Genomic DNA, 19586 nt, shown 5'->3' on the forward strand with positions numbered 1-19586 from the left:
TGGATTAGCTTTACCTTTCCCACCACGACCATCTCTTCCATTACTTGAAGAATTGACTGTCCCATTCTCTTTGTATCATTTCACCCAATTCTCTACCTGAGTTTTACTTTTTAAACCATACTGTGAAGCAATCTTTAAATAACCTCCTTCACCATCTAAATAACTCTGAACTACTTGTAATTTTAACTCATTAGAATAAACATTGTTTTTTCTAGACATAAAAAATCCCCCTATAAGTAATAGTGTATCATCTACAATTTTTCTTGTAGCCTTTTTACACTGTCTACTTATAGGGGATAATACCATTTTCCAAAGCTGGCTATCCTTTTACTTAATTCATATAAGTTTCTCATTAAACTGCGTATGCTTCTTTTTTGGAACTTACACAGTTAAATTTACATTCTCATTGAATACACCTTACAATTTTTACCTTATTTTTGCGTTTTTCATGCTATGCTATCCAAAACCACTTGTACACGCTGTGCTAACTTTTCTATCTCATCATCAGATAGCTGTTCACCTTGAATACTGTCTAATGTAAACCTCTTCAATTCGTTTATAAAACTCATGTCTTTTATTTGCAGCATCAAATTATATCGCAATACATTTTCAGCTAAGGTTGTATACACTATAATTTTTTCACTTGCTGTATTTTTACAGTCACGCTCAAAACGCTTGAATACTTTAGCAATTACCTCATTTTGATCTGTATCCTTAGAGTTGATTTCATCAAAAAATCTATTAACTTCTTCTGTTAATTCCTCATAGTACCAACATACCCTCGGATAATAGTCTGACAGCTTTGCTTCTAATTGTTTAAGTACCTGCTCCTTACGCAAGAGGAAATCATTGTATTGTTCTTGGGTAAGTTTATGCTCCTGTTCTATTAACATAAAGTCTATATTTGATATCGTTTCAATCATATAATTTTTGAATGTATTAGAAATTTTAGAATGCGAAACTAGAATTTCTGCAAATATTACACTGATAATCAATTTATCTGTCTCGCTTTTTTTCATTAACATATCATACTCATTAAATGTTCGTACAACTGCCTCCTTTCTGCTCATTTTTTCATCTTCTATATATTCATTATACGTCTCATATATATATTCTGAATACTCGTTACAGCTATACGTCATTTATAAAACCTCCGCATTTTATTATTTTGAATTTTTAAGTGGAATAGATGCATCACCATTATGAAGTACTTCAACTTTAATATTAGGATGGTCTTCTTGAAATTGTTGAATGATTTTATTACAACTACTACCACATGTATCCTTTTCGGTAAACAATCTGATAGTTCCTGTCACATCTTTATTACCACCTAATCTATTTGCTACGTCATTTAGTATTTTATACTCTGTATCTGCATCTCTAAGGTAAATATTCCCTGCATTATCAGCTGCCTCAGTTGCCTTGTATATCGGATTCTCGGGTTTGAATGAAAACTCCCCTGTTCCTGGAATTCCTTTTGCTGAGTCATGAATGCCACTATGTGCATAGAAATCTATCTTATCAACACCTTTAACATTTACTTCTGCATATGCAAAATTACCACTTTCTTTATATCTATTAGATAATCCTCCTCTTGCTTCAGCTACCTTATCAATAATATGTTTATCAGCTTCTGGATCAATCAATTTGGTAGGGAATCTACCTCCACTATTACCCGTACCCTTAGTTTCACCCTTAACAACAGAAAATAACTCTCCAAGCGTTTTTCTTTCCACGACATTCTTCATACTGTTCGGCAATAGGTGTTATCTAAAATAAAAGAGACTACCTTTAAGTAATCTCTTGGTCTACAATCATTTATTCTTTCTATTTATTCAATCGGTCCCATAAACTGAGTAATTAAATAAATATGCTCAATCAATTTAACTTTTTGTAGATTCTCTACTTTTTCTTCCCCCCCTAATCCAAGAAGAGGAACATAGCCAAAACACTCATTATAAGCCGGTATTCCGTAATTCTGGATAGCTACTGAATAAGGACTCCATTCCATATCTTCTTCTAAATATTCTTCTTCCTCAAGAAACCTTAAAAACAGATCAAATTTAGAAGCAATGACTTTTGATTTCCCTTTACGATAATTTAATTGAATAATATATGATTTATCACCATATTTCTCAAGCAAAAGGATATCCCCCATACTTGTTGTAAATAATGGTATTGTATTTTGATTTCTAATATATGTTTCTTTTACAATTTCAAAATAATCTTCAGGATTAATTAACCTAAGAAATCCATTCAAGGTCGTTCCGAATCCATACTCTTTCCAAATATCAGTTAATGATTCAGGAAGTGTATTAGAATATTTTTCAATTATATTTTCAGGAACTTTTTGTTCCAGTTTAAATTCATTCATTATTTTTAAGTTATGCAAAAAAATTCCTCCTTTAATGTGTTAACTTGACATTCAAATAAGTATTTTTCAATTGTTCCTCATTCATACTCGAAGATATTTTTTGAATTTGTTCGTCTAGAGCATCTATTCGATACCTCCATTGAGAACCTAGCGAGGAGTTAATTCTAATATCCCCCAGCAACTTGATCTGGATTATGTAAGGCCGCTTGAGTTTTCATCCATTCATTCGCTTGCATCTTTGCTTCTTTAAGTGTTAATCCTTGTTCAAATAGCTCATCAATTTTATCTCTTAATGCTCTTTCTCTTGCTGCCTGTTGGTATGCATTTCCTTCTATCGCTCTACCTTCTTCAATAAATCTCTTTCTATTTTGTTGGTATTCATATATAGTTAATTCGTTCATACCCTTTTCTTGGTCTTTTAACTGTCTTGTAAACTCCTCTAAATCAAATTTAATTTTATAATTAAATTTCACTTCAATTTCATCAATTCGCGGAACGTTATCTAGTTTCTTTACTTCACCCGTACCCTATGTTGTAATCTTAAACTCTCACAATAAAAAAACAAACCTTATTAAACTACTTCTTTCTCTTGTACTATCGGTAATTCATAAGCTGTTTTATGCTTCATCATGCCATATATAATGTTCACAAGTCTTCTCATAATACACACAAGTGCTTGTCCTTTTGTTTTTCCTTCTTTAAGTTTCTTTTGATAATAAGCATGAAACACTGGATTCCGTGGCATCTTACTTCCTTTTGCTACTTGCACTTGCTGTACTGCTAAATTATAAAATAGAGCGTGTAGCGCCCTGTTTCCTTGTTTGCTTTTATGTGTCTTACCTTTTCCACCAGAACCAAAGTAAACAGGCGCAATCCCCGCAAATCTTGCTAATTTATTGGCATTTAGAAATCGTCTTATATCTCCTATCTCAGCTATTAATGCTGATGCCGTCACAAGTTCTATTCCCGGCATCGTCTCTAATTGATAATCTAGTAGATTTACTAACCGTTTTAATTCTCTTTCGATGTATTTCATTTCCTTCTTTTTAAACTCAATATCCCGTACAATACTTCTTACTAAAAAGTCTCGTGTTTCTTGATACTCTTTCATTGTTTGTCCATCTTCTTTTACAAGTTTTAATATGTCGCTTGCTTTCTTTACTGAACATGTATTGTTGCTAACATCTAATAAAAAAGCTGTTAATTGCTTTATATTAACACCCTCTAAACAAGACGGTGACGGATATTGCTGCCAAAACGCTAATGCTGTTTTTCCATCTACCTCTGAGAAAAACTTTTTATAACTTGGATAATGGTGGTTTAATTGAATATGTAGTTGATTTTTCAAAGCAGCTTGTGCTTTTACCAATGTATTTCTTCTTGAAACCAGTTGTTGTATCGACCAAAATAAATCGTTTGGCTTTGCATCTGGTAGTTGCTCAAATTTGTTTACCAATATGCGTGCCACACATTCCGCATCCCAACTATCATTTTTTTGTATCATCACTTGGCTTTTTCGTTCTAAAAATGATAAAGCTGGATTTACTTCTTTTACTACTCGTTCATGGTCTACTAAATATTTCGCTAATGCTCTTCCGTAACCATCAACATCTTCTAAACCAAATACAACTGATAAACCATCACTCACATATGTCTCTACTTCTAATAAAAACTTCGAAAATGCAGATGGTTTATTATCAAATTGTATTTCTCCTAATTTTTCTTGCCAACAATTAATCATAACAGCCGTATGATGCTCCTTATGTAAATCTACTCCTACATACAAATAGTTCTGTCTATTATGCATAACTCATCCCTCTATTCAATGATTTAGTCATATATAAAAATGTCGGCAACCTTAGTTCGAGCGTTCATCTTCCGAAGCGCATAGGTACGCAAACCTATCCATTTTTCATAATTTCATAAGTACATATAGTAAAATGATCGATTTTTTTAAGTACGACTGTTATATAATTGCTGAATGTTTACCGTTTGTTTGTATTTGCCCGTATGTATATACCCCTCGATAAAAACTCTCTCGGTCTAACATGCGTTTCACTTGTACTTTCTTAAATTGTTTTTCTTTCTCTGTACGATAACCTTCCCTATTCAGTCGTTCTGCCAATTGAGTCAGCTACCAATATTTAAAAAAGTGTCTTAATTCAAATAGTCTACGCACAACCACTGCTTTCTCCGTATCTACTTCTAACACTTTTTGTCCTTTCTTTACTCTATAACCAAACATCACACCGCCATCTGCATATCCACCTTGTTCCGCTTTCTTCTTTCTGCCTCGACTTAGCTTTAATGCAATCTCGAGACGTTGATATTGGTCTAGTAGTTCTAACATGCCATTTACTAAAAAGTCATTTGGGTCATGTGCATATATACTGTAATTCGGTTGTTCAATTGCTTTCACATCAACCGCATGTTTCTTTAGCTCTCGTTGTATTAACACTTTTGCCATATCAGAGCGCCATAACCGAGATGTATTGAGTACAATCACGTGCTTCACTTGTTGATATGCCGTATCTGACAATAGTTCTTGTAAGCCTTCACGTTCAACTGTTAATCCATTTTCATCAACAGTTGCGCCACTTAGTCCTCTATCTTCATATACATGAAGCAATTGTAAGTTGTTTTCCATACAGTAACGTTCAATTTCTTCTACTTGATACGCTAAGCTGTATCCGTCACGTACTTGTCCTTCTGTTGAAACACGTACATAACCAACTACTTTCTCTTCCATATTGAGTCCTCTCCCGTTACAGCAATTACAATCCCTGTAACGTTTACCCGTTTTTTGCGGATAACTTGTGTGTAACTTGCATCCGTTAAAACGTACTTTACGATGACTTCAAAAAATAACACAACCCTTTATTTTTTCTTCTACTATCGTCATACCCTGTACACAGCCATTACAATCTATAAAAATTTAACACTTAGCGCACTTATAAAATTATAATGTATCTACTCATTTCTATCCTAAAACGCAAAAAAGCACTTGTTGCCTTTATTTGACAATCAAGTGCTTTAAGTTCATATGTTTTTAAGTAGCATTAAATTTGTAAGTTTTGTAGTAACAGTATGACACCTTTTGTATGTCATGACAACTACTACGTTAAAACTTACGAGTTTGTACGAGTTCGTTAGTTTTATGTCCATTCCATGTCTTTATATTCGTCGCACAGTAAAATGTCATCTCGCCTAAGCTCGTACTTCATTTTCTATTCTATCATTGCACACAGTACTCCATGATGGTACAACCATCATGAAGTATGTACTTTTTAACAGCCTATTCTTTTTCTTTCCACTTCAAAAAGTAAATTCTTTTCACCTGAATATATTTAACTTTAGCAACAAGAGGTTTGTCATTTTTATGTGTAAATATAAAACGAGTAATAAGCTTATAAATAAATGTAGCCCATCTCGTGTTATCCAACCATAAAACTGTTATCAATGAAAAAACTCGAAATACTAATGCCCAATCAAGATAACATTTTTAGTTACTATGATTCAAAAGCTGTTTTTTCTGGAAACACCCCTCCCTCTCTTATTAAACACACTGCCAATCTTTGCGCAGCTCTGTCAAAATAAAATTTAGATGGAATATTTTGATCTGGTATAGCTTCTAACTCCGAAACCTTCCTAGTCAATTTATTCAACTCAATTTTTCCCATACTATTTTCATTAGGTCCAAATCTATAAACCACAGTTTCATTATCTTCATATTCTTTTAGTAATAAAACGTATGAAGCCAACTTTACTCCTCCTCTGGTGGATACCATGGACGTCCAGATTCTACTGTTTTATCATGCGCCGTCCTATAATCCGTTTTAAATATTCCTTCAAATTTTGATTCAAAGAGCTCATGATTCAATAAATCAATATCATTCTTATTGTAGGTACCTTTTTGAAGCCTATCCCACGCTTGTGCAATTTCATAATCTGGATCAAAGCGTCCCACTCCATGTTCTTTAGTGTGCTCTTTGATAAATAAATGATCTTTGATTCTTTGTACCCTTTGTTCAGTTATTCCTGTATTTTTAGCAATAGACTGAACATCAGTTTTAGATTTTCTAAAAGATTCATACATTTCATCTGCTTGATCAAGTTGTTTTAGATATTCATCGATTGAAAGTTCCCTGCCACCAGTTTGAACATTACCCGTACCCTTAGTTTCACCCTTAGAAACAGAAAATAACTCTCCAAGTGTTTTTCTTTCCTCTACACTCCCAACGCCAGCTGCCGCAGTTTCACGGGATAAATTCGGGATCTCCATATTTTTAATCTTCTCCAAGGCATTCTTCATATCCGGCGACTTATTCGTTAATGCTGCTACTTCTTCCGACTTACCAACTATTTTACCACTTTTCCCTGCTGCTCGAAGGACATTTTCACCCTCTGCAATTTTTCCGGCTGTAGCTGATCCTTTCACTGCGGCGCTTACTTCACCAACGCCGAAAAGACAACTGAAAAAATCAAATACCGCGCCACCAAAAGCATAAGGATCGGTCGCGGCTTTTTCTACATAATCTTTCACTGCGTTGTACATTTCTTTTTCGTCTTTTCTATAGGTTCTAGCGAGGTTATCCAGCACGGGAATCTTGTCCGTTCGTTCGGGATTATTTAAAAATTTACTAAGATGAGGAGCCTGAGTTGTGATATAGCCTACAATCCCATATTCGGCCAGTTTCTTCGTACCTTCCCAAGTTGCATCGAGATCGTCCAGCTTCCATTGTGCTGTTTCTACGCCACGTATCGAGTTAATACCCAACTCCAAAAGCTCTGCACCTAGGTAAACTAGCTTTATTACACCTATCGCAGCCCCACTAATAGCGGAACCTGCCCTGCCTATAAAACCTTCTAACACCACGGCTTCATCAGAAAGTCTTTTCAGGGCAGGATAGTTCGTGCCTAACATCCCTAACCATCTTGTTCCTTTTTCTAATCCACCCCATTTCTTACCGATACTAGCAGAAACGTCTTGAAGCCACGCCTCCGCTGGATGATGGCTCGCCCATTCCTCTCGCTTTTTCTTCATTTCTCTTTCAGCTTCAAGTTTCGCTTCTTTTTCCGCCTTCGTGATGTTTGTATCCATTTCATGAATTATTTTTGCCAACGCATCTTGCGCAAAGAAAGCTTGAAGTCGCGGATCAGTATAAGATAAACTGCCCATTTCCCTTGCCACTTGAACTTGGTTGTTTAGTTTATCAAGAATTATTTCCGCACTGCTTTCTGCCTTTTTGCTTTCAAATTGCTGTACTTTTTGAATCGTATCCTCTAGTTCTTTGCTGGCGGTAGTCAGTTTTTCATCAAACTGGTTATTCGGCATACTTAGTGAAACCAAATCGTTCACGCTGTTGTAAATAGTAGAGATGCGACTATCCATTTCGTGTTTCTTGGGTTGGAGATTGGAAAGTTTATTTTGCGCTTGAAGCAATGCATCTTCCAGAATAACCGCATTCTCATCAGTTTCTCCCGTTGTTGACTGAAAATCCTGTAAAGTTGTCACCATTTCCGCAATAAGATGTATATTAGTATCTTTCAACCCAATCACAACTGCATTTTGGTTATTATTGATGTCGTTGACAATCGCGTTTCCTGTTTCACCCTGCATGGCATCGGCCTGAATAATCCCATTCAATGCGTTTTTGGCTTGTTCAAGTTGCTCATTGTTTTTACTGGTATCTTTTTGGAGTCTTTCCAGTACTTCCTTGAATTCCTTTAAATCTACTTGAAAGCCCATTTAATCCGCCTCTCTTTCTGGGGCACGGCAACATCGCCCTAAATCCACTATTGAACCTCTTAATGTACACATATATAGTAATCTATATCTTCTTTTTATATGTTTATTAGACATATCACTCTTTAAACGAAACAATCCCCTAAAGAATCCATCTTATAGTGGGTTCTTTTTTCATGCGAAAAAACCAGCGAATTCTTAACTATTTCATCAATACTTTTAAAAATATATATCTCACATAGTTCTGATAAAACAATGGTTGGCTCTAAATGACACGTATCTCGATTGATCTCCGGGTAGTTTCTTCAACTGTTTCTAAGAAAAAACATGATTGAAAATATCCGTCCAAAATGAAATAAGAAAAAGACCACAAATTTCTGAATAGATTCCAAATCAAATGAAAAAAAAGAACCCTTATCATCAGGATTCTGCAACAGGAAACAACAAATATAGAATCAAGATAAAGAGAATTAGTATATTGTATATATGTATAAGGTAATTTTAAGGTAATGGTAAGAATTGGTCAATTTTTGGGATTATACGGAATAATTTCTATTCGTTGGATGAATTAACACCAAAAATCATTAAAAAAGGAACAGCAATCTAGTGCTTTACATTCGTTTGTTTTATCAGTCTATATTTCCCTATGCCGATAAGTTCCAATCCATGTGTATTATTGATTAATAGTTACACTTAAATCGCAATATCCTGGTAACCCACTTCAGTTACTATCTCATTTAACATACGAATTCCTAGCCCATTCTCTGTATCCCATGTACAATTAAGTGTAAATCTAATGTCTCTAATCCCCATAAGGAACAACAATCCCGTCTAAATCTCTCATTTCCACTAATTGATCCATTGTTTCAATTAGTGGATAATTTTCATTTACTTCATTTCTTCTAGTGTATAATTTACAGCGAGTGCTGCTTGTCGATAGTTATCTGCGAGTTCCATTGTTTTTCCTAATATGTCCTTACTACTTTTGTAGTAGACGATCAAGCTGATGAACATGTCTAACAGTAAAAAACTCCAACTTTTTTACCAAGTTGGAGTTTTTTACTACTAGATATTCTCTATGATTTAAAATATTTTTTATAGTCTTCCTCATACTTAAATTCAACTGGTCCAACATCCATACGGAACCGTCCATCTTCATACAACAACGGCGAAGCTTCCGAATGATCTCTAGAGTAACTTTCTACATGAGAAATTTTCATTTCGGATGAATTTGTAAAATCAATATGCGCAATGCATACCCAATAAGCATGATCGTTTCTTTCTAGCAAAGGTGCTGTTACGACATTTCCCATATGATTATCTACAACTGCTTTTGCTTTCATAGAATAGAAACTACCTACACCATTGCTAACGGCACTGTACGCAGCAAATAAAATATACTTTACAGCTTCTGGGCGATAGATACGAATGGTTTCTTTCCCTGGTTCTTGTGAATCTCCATCAAGTTCAATATAGGGCGACACCTTAGAAGAACCTAAATTTCTATAATATATCTTTCCTACTTCACCACTTTTCGTTACATAGTAACAATATAAGTCCAGGTCATTATTTGATTTCCATTCAAGGGTAGCTGTAACCATCTTAGATTTTTGTATATTTACAGATTGTTTCTTCTTTAGTTCAATCTTGGTGATAGGAACCTGAACCGGTTTTGTTTTTTGTTCTACCGGCTTAGGTATTACTTTTTGCTCTGCGGCAGGGCCCTCCGCAACCTCTATCCCGAAGTTTTCACACAACGCAGCTAATCCTCCAAAGTAACCCGCTCCAACCGGATTAAACTTCCACTCTCCTGCATGTCGATACAGATCTCCCATAATAACGGCACTTTCATTTGTAAAAGAATATGTAATAGGGAAATTCATAATTTCTGCTCTTGTTTGTTCATTTATTATTTTCATTTGAATATGAGTCACATCTTGAAAAAATTGCTTCTTTTTCTCAGCATTATGAAGCGTAATGGAAAACACAATTTTTTGGACTTCCTTGGATATACGCGTGAGATCAACGAAAAATTCCTGTTTATTACCACTTGAAATGTTTTGATTCAATTTAACTGATTGACAACTAGAATAAGGTTGCCCGTAGAATACGAAATCTTCTTCTTTTGTAATTTTCCCATCAACACCTACTAGAAAAGCCGATGCGTCTACTTCCATATTCAGCGGTGCATTCCAGTTCAATCCTACACATAAACTACTTATCCCAGGGTGAGTTTTTGTAATATCTATTTTCTGTCCTTTTACTAAAGTATGTACCATCTTAATCCGCCCCTCTTACAAATTTCGTATTTTCTATATAATTTAATTATACATTTTTCTATTCTCATATAAATGTAAACCTCATATTATTATTTCGGCGATTCGATACAGTATAAAGACCCCCAGGCAAACTTCAGCACATAAAAAGAGGCTGTTCATAGAAAACGAATTCTATGAACAACCTCTTTATTCCGCAAAAGCTTCTGAATGGGGCTATGTTTTCCATTTCAAACACTGGTTATAGTTCAATCCTCGTCCCCACTCCGTTTTTAACAGCTTTCTCATAAAAGTATTTCGCCACGACAATATCCACAACAGCGAGTCCGACAGATTTAAAGACGGTAATTTCTTGATCGCTTTCCCTACCTGTCTTTTCTCCGCTTATGATTTGTCCAAGCTCTGCGTGAAGATCGCTTTCTTTGAAAACTCCTTCTTGCATTGGAACCTGCAGGTCACCGGTTTCTTCTAGTGCTGCTTCTTTTGATTCCACTACGACTTTGTCAGCTGATGAGATGACGTGAGTCGGAAGTTCTTGCATCGCTGGTCTGAATGAGCCGACAGCATTTACGTGAGCACCAGGTTTTAATGCGCCTGAAAAAACGGGTGTTAACGAGTTCGTTGTTGTGACGACAATATCGGCTTCGCGCACTGCTTCATTTGCATCTGTATATACGTGAACAGGTTTATTAAAATTCTCCTTCATATACTCAGCAAACTCGGCAGCTTTTTGCTCTGTTCGGTTATAAAGCATAATCTTTTCAATATCCCGCACAGTAAGCATAGCCTCAGCAAGCCCTTTCGCTTGTTCTCCTGTACCGATGATGCATAAGTTTTTCGCATTTTGACGAGCTAAGTATTTCGTTGCAACGCCTGATAAGACACCTGTTCGAACCATCGTTAAATACGATCCTTCTAGAAGGGCGAGCGGTTCTCCTGTTTGAAAATCAGAGAGCATCACAACCCCGTTAATTGTTTTCTTTCCGATTTTCGTATTATTCGGTGCTACCGTTACTACCTTTAATCCAAGTGCTCCAAGTTCTTCCGCTACTGAAGGCATCATTAATGCCGTATTTTGCGAATTCGCAAATGGCAACGAGTAGCGAATCGGAGTGATTGTTCTTTCTGATGAAAACTCTTGCAGGGCAATCGCCGCATATTCCATTACTTCATTCATATCTACTAAACTTCTTTGTTCAGCTGCATTTATGACCAACATGTTATCTCGTCCTTTCCTATAAAGAAGAGTTGTTCCCTAGCCAGAAAACAACTCTTCTCCAAACATTAAGCTAATAAAAAACCTTGTTTTAACGGATCTCTTGGGTCCACTAAAAATTGATGAAATCCTGTAATAAACGCCTGACCAGTTACTTTTGGGATAACCGCGTCATATTCAGCTACTTTTGTTAATGATAATATTTCTCCGCCAAATTGTCCGTCAGTAATGCACTCATGGACGAAACTTCCGCCTTCTTGTAACACTCCATTTTCAAAGAGAGTTGCGAGTCTAGCTGAAGTACCCGTACCACAAGGAGAACGGTCTACTTGCCCATCAGCAAAAATGGTCACATTTCGCAGCGTCGCATCTTTTCCGTTTGGTTCATCGGAAAAGATTACGCCATATATACCTTTTAAACCTTCTTCGAGTGGATGTTTGACTTCCATCTGACTCTCAATGTAATGTTTAATCTTTCCGCCCCACGTTTGAATCGCAGGTAAATCTTTAAAGTTCACTTTTAAACCAAGTTCTTTACTGTCGATAACAGCATAGAAAGCTCCTCCAAAAGCGATGTCTACTTGAAATTCATAGCCATCAATTTTTACAGGAATATCTTTCTTGTAAACAAATGAAGGAACATTTTCAAATGACACAGATTCCACTTGGTTCCCATTGTATTTTGCATACGCAATCACTTCTCCTGCAGGGCTATCAATAATAAATCTTTGTTCTTCACCTGTCACTTCGAACATGCCCGTTTCAATTCCTATCGTAACTACCGCAACAATTCCATGACCGCACATTGTGCTCCAGCCTTCATTATGCATAAATAATACGCCAAAATCAGCATGCGGACTTGCCGGCGGTGTAATGATACAACCATACATACCGTGATGTCCTCTCGGTTCATACATGAGAACTTCGCGAAGATGATCCAAGTGCTCCATACAATAAGCTCTTCTTTCTAATTGCGTTTCTCCTTTGATTGGAGGTACTCCGCCTGTAATAATACGAAGCGGTTCTCCCGCTACATGTGCGTCAATTGTTGTATATGTTTTACTAATCTTCATTTCTTGTCCCTCCGTTATTTGTATTCTCTTTACTTTTTATTAGCAAATACCGTGCCAACTCATAAAACGCACAATACAATTCATATTCAGTTAATTTTTTTTTACACTTTTTCAAAAAAGTGTATTCTTTTAACGACAAATTTGTTTACCATTGTCTACTTTCTTTTACACAAAGCGATAAAAGAGGTAATAGAAATGAAATCATACCCTGCTTTCTTCTGTAGAAGAGGTTATTTCAATTGTAAATACGAATGGTGAAATGCTGTATTGAAATGAAGCAGCAGAAAAAATGTATAACATAAAGAAAGTCTAGAGAAAACACGCATTCCACAAACCCTTCAGAAACAAAAGAATTGCTGCTAAAAAACTAGGAATGTCACGGGTGAATTTGTATAAGAAGATGAAAAAGTTGTAGATTTAAAATAAAGTTTGAGTAAAAACGTTTAAGGGGCAATAAAAAAACAGTAGTGATTTTATGCACTACTGTTTTTTTGCAAGTAAACTACTTGCATTCTTTTCTATATAATCTAATAGAATAAATAGCTCCAACAAAGAACACAAAGGCTTCAAATAATATAAAGAATTGACGGAAATACATGTCTTTACCAACTAAAGAAATAAATATGGCATTCATTAGAATTTGAGTAGAAAACATACAAGAAGTAATTTTAAGATAAATAGCATTTGTTCTTTCATCTGGTTTACCAATTTTTTTATAGATAATAAAAAGTACAATTGCTGAACCCAACATCAAAAGGCATGTAAAACCTACAACGATATTGAAATTATCTGTGCTTTCTGACATCCATTTGTTTAATAAATCAATCATTATTATCTTCCTTTCCTACATAAGAGAATATTTCGTTTATATCAACCTCAAAATAATTTGCTATTCGATATGCTAACACCAGTGAAGGAGAATAATTATTCTTTTCCATAACAAATATCGTTTGCTTAGAAACTCCAACAGCATCAGCTAAATCTTTTTGTGACATTCTTCTTAATACTCTATGTTCATACACTTTATTCACTATGGAATCTCCAAAGTTTTCCTTCATAGTCAACACCTTCCTTTCTTAACCCCTATATTAAACCTATTTTATAAAAAAGTAAAGTTTAATTATACAAAAGATATATTTTTTTATATAAAATACAAGTATATTGAGTAGTTTTGATAAAATGAAAATAAGTCCATTTTGAAAAAGGTCTAATCAAAACACAATTATAATTCTTTAATTGAAAAGATAACGCATCGCAATTTTATTCAAACATCATGCCTTTATTTTCAATCCATAAAAGTATGAGATTGTATTGAGTAGCGAAGAATATAAATAGAAACTTTAAATTTATATATGTAATATTACATATAAAATGTATAGTTTACTTTGTTATAATGGCAAAAGCGATGCTACTCCATACATAGCATCGCTTCCACCTAGAATTTCATTATAAAAAAGCGAGGAATATTTATTATTCTTCGCTTTTTTGTTTGTTGCATATCGTTTTATGATAAAGGTACTAATTCATAGCCAGATTGATATGGCGGCGCAGAACTTCCCCATAGTTTATCTTGATTTGAAAATGGTTGCTCTGAAGTCTCTAGCTCGAAATATGTTGTAACTCCATACTCAGAATTTTGTGGATCTGCACTGTACCAATCACAAGGTCTTCCCATTTTATCTCTCAGATAATCCGTTTTACCTGTTATTAAATTGATTTCCTTTGCATTTTGTTCCCAAACTGTTAACGTGCTTTTGGATTGGTCGCTAAAATATATCCAGCCGCGATTCCCTGCATTGACATATTTTTTAATTCCTCCTGCCTCAGCATTTGGCCCTCCAATCCACATTGACATGGTAACTGGCGTATTATGTCTTAAATATCCATCACTTTCTACCCCATCTGGAGTTTCAAAATTGATAGGCGTACCATAGTACTCATTACCTTTTGTATCTTTATGAATCTCAGCAGTACCATAATAAGACTTATCTTTATACTGAATTACATAATGCCAACCCGCAAACTTCTCATAAGTTACTCCAAGTTTTTTCTGACCTACACCAGCATAAGCTGCATGCCGAGGCTTACCATCCCAAATTTTACGTACCATTATATAATCTTTAGATGTCTTGACTGGATCTCCATAAATATCAAGTATACGACCGTCCTCATCTGCATAAGCAGAATTTGTAGGAAAAACAGTGACGATTAAACTAAATAGTAATAATAAGAACGTAAGTATAGGTAGTTTTCTTTTAACGAACATTTCTTAATTCCTCCTTATTTTCAAAAATGATTTGCTGCTTTCCTGCATAATCTTAGCATTAAGTTTTAAAGATGTAGATAGAATTAGCGACATATGTAAAATTACATATTTATATACTTACAAAAGTGGTATTCTATCCAAAAATAACGAAGGCCCCCTCACTAAGATCAAGGAAGCCTTCGCTCATTTCAAAAACACTTTAACATTTCAAGGTTAATCGTTTGCTCAGCTTAGCTAGCAAAACAAAAACAATCTATAAAAATAGATTCATTATACGATTTATTGCGCTAAAATCGCACCGTAATGTCCATCAACCGTAAGAGTAACAGTTCCGTTCTGGACTGTGTACGTTTTACCAGTTAGTTTATCTGTTACAACACTGCCATTTTGCATGCTGAGCTGCCATACAGGAACGGTTACGCTATGACCGACAGAATCATTGTTAAGTACAACTGCGATTCTGTTTGTTGTGTCAAAACGGCCATAGGAGTAGATTTTATTTGTGTCATCTGTTTGCAGCGTCATGAACGATCCTGTTCTTAATGCCGGGTATTGGTTACGAATGCCGATGAGTTTTTGTGTTAAAGCTACAGCACGATTAGAAGTAGTCCCTTGTGACCAGTCAAATGTACGGCGGTTGTCAGGATCAGCGCCTCCCATCATGCCATATTCATCTCCGTAATAGATTGTTGGCGTACCAACATAAGTCATTTGGAAAATAAGTGCTAAATATGTCTTCCAAATATCACCGCCAGCACGTTCCCCAAAGCGTGAAATATCGTGATTTGATAAATGGTTGCTCATCGCTTGCTGCACGTTTGTTGGATAATTCGCACGTGTCCCTCGTAACCAGCTGTCAAACCCGGAAGTAGATACGGAAGCTGCATTGCTATTGTAATCTTTTCCTGTGATCCACTGAGAAACTGGTTGTGTAAATCCGTCAAAGTTTGTGGTACTATCCCATTGGTTCCCTTGACCTGTCCAAGAATTTGCATTTCCCCAGTATTCGCCAAATATTGCTGCATTCTCATTTACAGACTTCACAGCACTTCGGAATTCAGACCAAATTTGGTGATTCACCAAACTACTACCATTTCCTCCACCAGCATCTGCACCGCCGGCATCTGTATATTGAGGTGCATCTAATCGCCAACCATCAATGTTATATGGGGCTTTTAAATATGTTTTTGCTACGGAATCACTATTGTTATAGATTTCATTTCTTACCGGTGAACCACTCGCTCCATAATCTAGCTTAGGCAAACTGTTGAATCCTAAAAAGCTAGCATATGTATTCGGCCAAGACTGGAATGTATAATAATTAGACCATTGGCTGGATTGAGACTCAAAGGCTCCTAAAGAAGAAGATTGATTGTACTTATCAAACCACGGGTGAGTATCCCCGGTATGGTTAAATACACCATCTAATACTAAATATCCTTTTTCCCCGTTTGCTGTGCTATGAATATTAGATGATAGCGTTTGCAAAGTTCCGTTTGTCCCAAAGGCAGGATCCACAGTCCTATAATCCTGTGTATCATACTTATGGTTAGACGGAGATTTAAAAATCGGATTTAAGTAAATGATGTTTGCTCCTAGTGTTTGTTTAATATAACCGAGCTTCTGATTGACTCCCGCCAAATCACCGCCGAAGAACACAAGGTTGTTCGTATGACCAGGATCAGCATAGACACTGCTCCCCCAAGCTTTTTTCTCAGTTGATGCGCCGTCATACTTGTATGCATTCGTTTGCACATCATTCGAGGAATCACCGTTATAAAAGCGGTCAGGAAAAATCTGATACATCACACCATTTTTCATCCAATCTGGCGTTTTAAAATTCGGGATAATATAAAAATCCCCTGATGATGGTTCAGATGTAGAAGGACCGTTTGCATTATACCAAACAGAAGTAGACCCATCAGTAATTTGGAAACGATAATATTTTCGCGAAGAACTAGCCGGGATTGTTCCTTGCCAATAATCAAACGTTCCCGTAGAATCGCCGGAAATCCAAGACATCGGAATGACACGGAACGATCCATCAGCAGTATCATAGTACTTTATATTGACACCAGTAGTATCCCCCTTAAACGTCCGGAATTTTAGCGTCACACTTTGAGCAGATGTCGGCTCTGGTGCGCTATCATAAACAGGACCTTGGTCGTGAAATAAACCATTCCACTCTACATTATTGTCGTTAGTGGCAGCATAGGATGATGATGAATCCGGTGTGTACAGCAAGGATGTTCCTAATACAAGCGTCGATAATGCAAGCGTTTGCATAATTGAGCGTGATTTTCTATCTTTCTTTACTTTTCTCATCACAAACCTCCTAGAAATGTAAGTGCTTTCATTTTTTATTATATAAGTAATCTAGTAAAAGTAAATGAATTTTAAAAAATATTATTATCATACAAAAAGAGCCAACCTCCACCAAAGATCAGCTCTTTTCTCTATTCCTTATTCTTCTACTAACTGTGATTGTACATACGCATAAATAAGTGCCTCCGTATGCGCAATTGATGTCTCGTGTGTACGCTCATAAGCGTGAGACGCATCAATACCAGGACCAATAAGTCCATGCTTCACATCTGCTCCGGCGCGGATTGCGGCAGATGCGTCAGATCCATAGAATGGATAGATGTCTACTTTATATTCAATATTGTTTGCTTTCGCAAGTTCTACTAAATGTTTGCGCATTGCATAGTGGTATGGACCGCTCGAGTCTTTCGCACAGATTGATACTGTGTATTCATCTGATGCTTGACCATCGCCAAGCGCTCCCATATCAACTGCCAAGTATTCTACTGTTTCTTCTGGAATATTGGAGTTACCGCCATAACCGATTTCTTCATTATTAGAGATTAAGAAATGCGTTGTGTATGGTAGTTTCACATTTTCATCTTGTAATCTTTTAATCAATTGCAGTAAGATCGCTACGCTTGCTTTGTCATCTAAATGACGAGATTTGATGTAACCGCTGTCTGTCATTTGCACGCGCGGATCAAATGATACGAAATCCCCTACTTCGATGCCAAGTTCACGTACTTCTTCTGGTGAAGATACTCGCTCGTCGATACGAACTTCCATGTTTTGTTCGTCACGTTTTGCTTCTCCAGCATTTTTGTATACGTGTACGGACGTTTGATGGATTAAAATTGTACCAGTATACGTTTTACCGCACGCTGTTTCGATTTCGCAATATTCTCCTTCAACCGCATTCCAGCGAAATCCGCCAATCATGGATAATCGCAGACGCCCGTCCGCTTTAATTTCTTTTACCATTGCGCCTAATGTATCAACGTGAGCAGTAAGGAGACGTTGTTTCGTATCGTCTTCTCCTTTTACTGTTATAATAAGGCCGCCTTTATTGTTACGCTTCGTTTCTACATTCCACTCTTTTACATAGTTCTCAATAAAACGAATAATTGTGTTCGTATTTCCAGATGGACTTGGAATTGAAACGAGTTGTTTAATAAGTTCCATTGTGTCTTTAACGTTATGTACCATATGTTTTTCCCCTCTCTTTTATCTTTCCAATTTTCAGTATAATAGAAATAAAATGAAACTTCCATTGTAGACTTGAAACAAGGTTCGATCATTCCTGTGATCTTTATTTCATTAAAGCACCCTTTAGTTGAACAAGAAAATATCCTCATAATCTCGTTATGATTTAGTTGTCATAATAATTGAACGTGGATAGAATCCCAATTTCTTATAAAACGATACAGCTTCATTCCCGTACACTACTGTTAATTCAATTTCATATATTTGTTTTTCTTTAAACCATTCCATTGCACTATTCATTAATTTCAAGCCCAATCCGTTTCTTCGATATTTTTCATCAACAAATAGAACCTCAATCTTCCCGCTTACTTTTTTACTATATGCTATACAAAATCCTAATATATTGTCTGTTTCTGACTCAATCAATAATTCAATCCTGTACTCTCCATACTTTGAATTTTTTTTATATTCTTCAATACGTTCCTCAAATGTAATTCTTGGATAATCACCAGAAAAAAATTTCGATTTACTGTTATGGTATTCATGCAATTTATCTAATGAGTTTCTTATTATCTCTATTTCACTGAGAGTTATCTGTTTATTAATAATTCCCATACTTCAACCTCTCCAATAATATATATTTATTTAAGAGCTCCATCTATCTTCTTCAGATTCCACACAATCTTGAGGTTAGGATCTTACCGCCCACGAATAGCGAGTAAAAGGCACCGCATGTATTGCGATGCCCTTTACTCTTCATTCACTTCTATTAAATACACACCTTTTTCAAATCCGCCGCGCTCCGCTTCTTTCTCTTTACGAATACGCTCAACATCTTCTAACGTTACCCCTTCTGCTTGCGCCAATGCTTTAATCACTTCCAATGCATCAGCTAAAGAATCTAATGCATGCTCACGTTCTTGCATAGATGCAAACTCACGCATTTCTTCAATGCCGACTTTCGATAATTCTTCTATGTATTCTTGTTTACTTAATTTTTTTGACGTATATGTTTTACCAGACATTAAAATCATTTCTGGTACACGGTCGCGGACGACTTTATTATAAACTGACATGAGGACACCTCCGTTTTCTTCTATTGTAAATATAAATTTTTTAAGCGGG

At 35.9% G+C, this 19586-nt stretch carries 17 protein-coding genes and 4 pseudogenes; 1 reads left to right on the forward strand and 20 read right to left on the reverse strand.

Annotated elements, in window-relative coordinates:
• Window positions 1-75 precede the first annotated feature (75 nt).
• From AB1280_RS13665 to AB1280_RS13725, 13 genes and pseudogenes are all read right to left on the reverse strand, one after another.
• Window positions 76-219: a transposase gene (locus tag AB1280_RS13665; protein ID WP_429756165.1), complete on the reverse strand. Its 144-nt coding sequence runs from the start codon at window positions 217-219 to the stop codon at window positions 76-78.
• Between the two features lie 227 nt (window positions 220-446).
• The gene (locus tag AB1280_RS13670) at window positions 447-1142 is read right to left on the reverse strand and encodes an Imm3 family immunity protein (RefSeq protein ID WP_429756166.1); all 696 of its coding nucleotides are present in this window, start codon (window positions 1140-1142) and stop codon (window positions 447-449) included.
• Between the two features lie 21 nt (window positions 1143-1163).
• Window positions 1164-1736, reverse strand: coding sequence for a deaminase domain-containing protein (locus AB1280_RS13675; protein WP_429756167.1), 573 nt, complete (start codon window positions 1734-1736; stop codon window positions 1164-1166).
• A gap of 95 nt (window positions 1737-1831) precedes the next feature.
• Window positions 1832-2374, reverse strand: a complete 543-nt coding sequence (locus AB1280_RS13680) for a T6SS immunity protein Tdi1 domain-containing protein (protein WP_429757342.1) — start codon at window positions 2372-2374, stop codon at window positions 1832-1834.
• Between the two features lie 31 nt (window positions 2375-2405).
• Window positions 2406-2775, reverse strand: a pseudogene (locus tag AB1280_RS13685) (polymorphic toxin type 15 domain-containing protein).
• Between the two features lie 170 nt (window positions 2776-2945).
• Window positions 2946-4181 (reverse strand): IS110 family transposase, encoded by a 1236-nt coding sequence (locus tag AB1280_RS13690; RefSeq protein ID WP_429756168.1) that lies wholly within the window; start codon window positions 4179-4181, stop codon window positions 2946-2948.
• Between the two features lie 159 nt (window positions 4182-4340).
• A pseudogene (locus AB1280_RS13695) lies at window positions 4341-5123 on the reverse strand (recombinase family protein).
• Window positions 5124-5883: 760 nt separating this feature from the next.
• Window positions 5884-6135, reverse strand: a complete 252-nt coding sequence (locus AB1280_RS13700; protein WP_046959813.1) for a hypothetical protein — start codon at window positions 6133-6135, stop codon at window positions 5884-5886.
• 2 nt (window positions 6136-6137) lie between these two features.
• Window positions 6138-8123: a T7SS effector LXG polymorphic toxin gene (locus tag AB1280_RS13705; RefSeq protein WP_429756169.1), complete on the reverse strand. Its 1986-nt coding sequence runs from the start codon at window positions 8121-8123 to the stop codon at window positions 6138-6140.
• Window positions 8124-8813: 690 nt separating this feature from the next.
• Window positions 8814-9015 (reverse strand): annotated as a pseudogene (locus AB1280_RS13710) (DUF6985 domain-containing protein); the annotation flags it as partial.
• Window positions 9016-9196: 181 nt separating this feature from the next.
• Window positions 9197-10399, reverse strand: coding sequence for a TerD family protein (locus AB1280_RS13715; RefSeq protein WP_429756170.1), 1203 nt, complete (start codon window positions 10397-10399; stop codon window positions 9197-9199).
• A gap of 238 nt (window positions 10400-10637) precedes the next feature.
• Window positions 10638-11615: an ornithine cyclodeaminase family protein gene (locus tag AB1280_RS13720; protein ID WP_429756171.1), complete on the reverse strand. Its 978-nt coding sequence runs from the start codon at window positions 11613-11615 to the stop codon at window positions 10638-10640.
• A 65-nt stretch (window positions 11616-11680) separates the two neighbouring features.
• Complete coding sequence (locus tag AB1280_RS13725) at window positions 11681-12685, reverse strand: proline racemase family protein (RefSeq protein ID WP_429756172.1); 1005 nt, start codon at window positions 12683-12685, stop codon at window positions 11681-11683.
• Window positions 12686-12985: 300 nt separating this feature from the next.
• Between AB1280_RS13725 and AB1280_RS13730 the strand changes: the two are divergent.
• Window positions 12986-13100 (forward strand): annotated as a pseudogene (locus tag AB1280_RS13730) (helix-turn-helix domain-containing protein); the annotation flags it as partial.
• Between the two features lie 87 nt (window positions 13101-13187).
• On the opposite strand, the gene AB1280_RS13735 reads toward AB1280_RS13730, so the two are convergent.
• The 7 genes from AB1280_RS13735 to AB1280_RS13765 form a co-directional block, all read right to left on the reverse strand.
• Entirely contained in the window at window positions 13188-13514 is a 327-nt protein-coding gene (locus tag AB1280_RS13735; protein WP_429756173.1) for a 6-aminohexanoate hydrolase, read from the reverse strand.
• Window positions 13507-13743: a helix-turn-helix transcriptional regulator gene (locus tag AB1280_RS13740; RefSeq protein WP_429756174.1), complete on the reverse strand. Its 237-nt coding sequence runs from the start codon at window positions 13741-13743 to the stop codon at window positions 13507-13509. Before AB1280_RS13740 ends, AB1280_RS13735 begins: the two co-directional genes overlap by 8 nt.
• Before the next feature lie 446 nt (window positions 13744-14189).
• Window positions 14190-14951, reverse strand: coding sequence for a hypothetical protein (locus AB1280_RS13745; protein ID WP_429756175.1), 762 nt, complete (start codon window positions 14949-14951; stop codon window positions 14190-14192).
• A gap of 279 nt (window positions 14952-15230) precedes the next feature.
• Complete coding sequence (locus AB1280_RS13750; protein ID WP_429756176.1) at window positions 15231-17276, reverse strand: glycoside hydrolase family 13 protein; 2046 nt, start codon at window positions 17274-17276, stop codon at window positions 15231-15233.
• 138 nt (window positions 17277-17414) lie between these two features.
• Window positions 17415-18464, reverse strand: a complete 1050-nt coding sequence (locus AB1280_RS13755; RefSeq protein ID WP_272190328.1) for a M42 family metallopeptidase — start codon at window positions 18462-18464, stop codon at window positions 17415-17417.
• Between the two features lie 156 nt (window positions 18465-18620).
• Window positions 18621-19076, reverse strand: coding sequence for a GNAT family N-acetyltransferase (locus tag AB1280_RS13760; protein ID WP_429756177.1), 456 nt, complete (start codon window positions 19074-19076; stop codon window positions 18621-18623).
• 134 nt (window positions 19077-19210) lie between these two features.
• Window positions 19211-19537, reverse strand: coding sequence for a nucleoside triphosphate pyrophosphohydrolase (locus tag AB1280_RS13765; protein WP_272190326.1), 327 nt, complete (start codon window positions 19535-19537; stop codon window positions 19211-19213).
• Window positions 19538-19586 lie beyond the last annotated feature (49 nt).

The sequence above is a fragment of the Bacillus sp. S10(2024) genome, assembly GCF_050473865.1.
In the GTDB taxonomy this organism is placed as follows: domain Bacteria; phylum Bacillota; class Bacilli; order Bacillales; family Bacillaceae_G; genus Bacillus_A.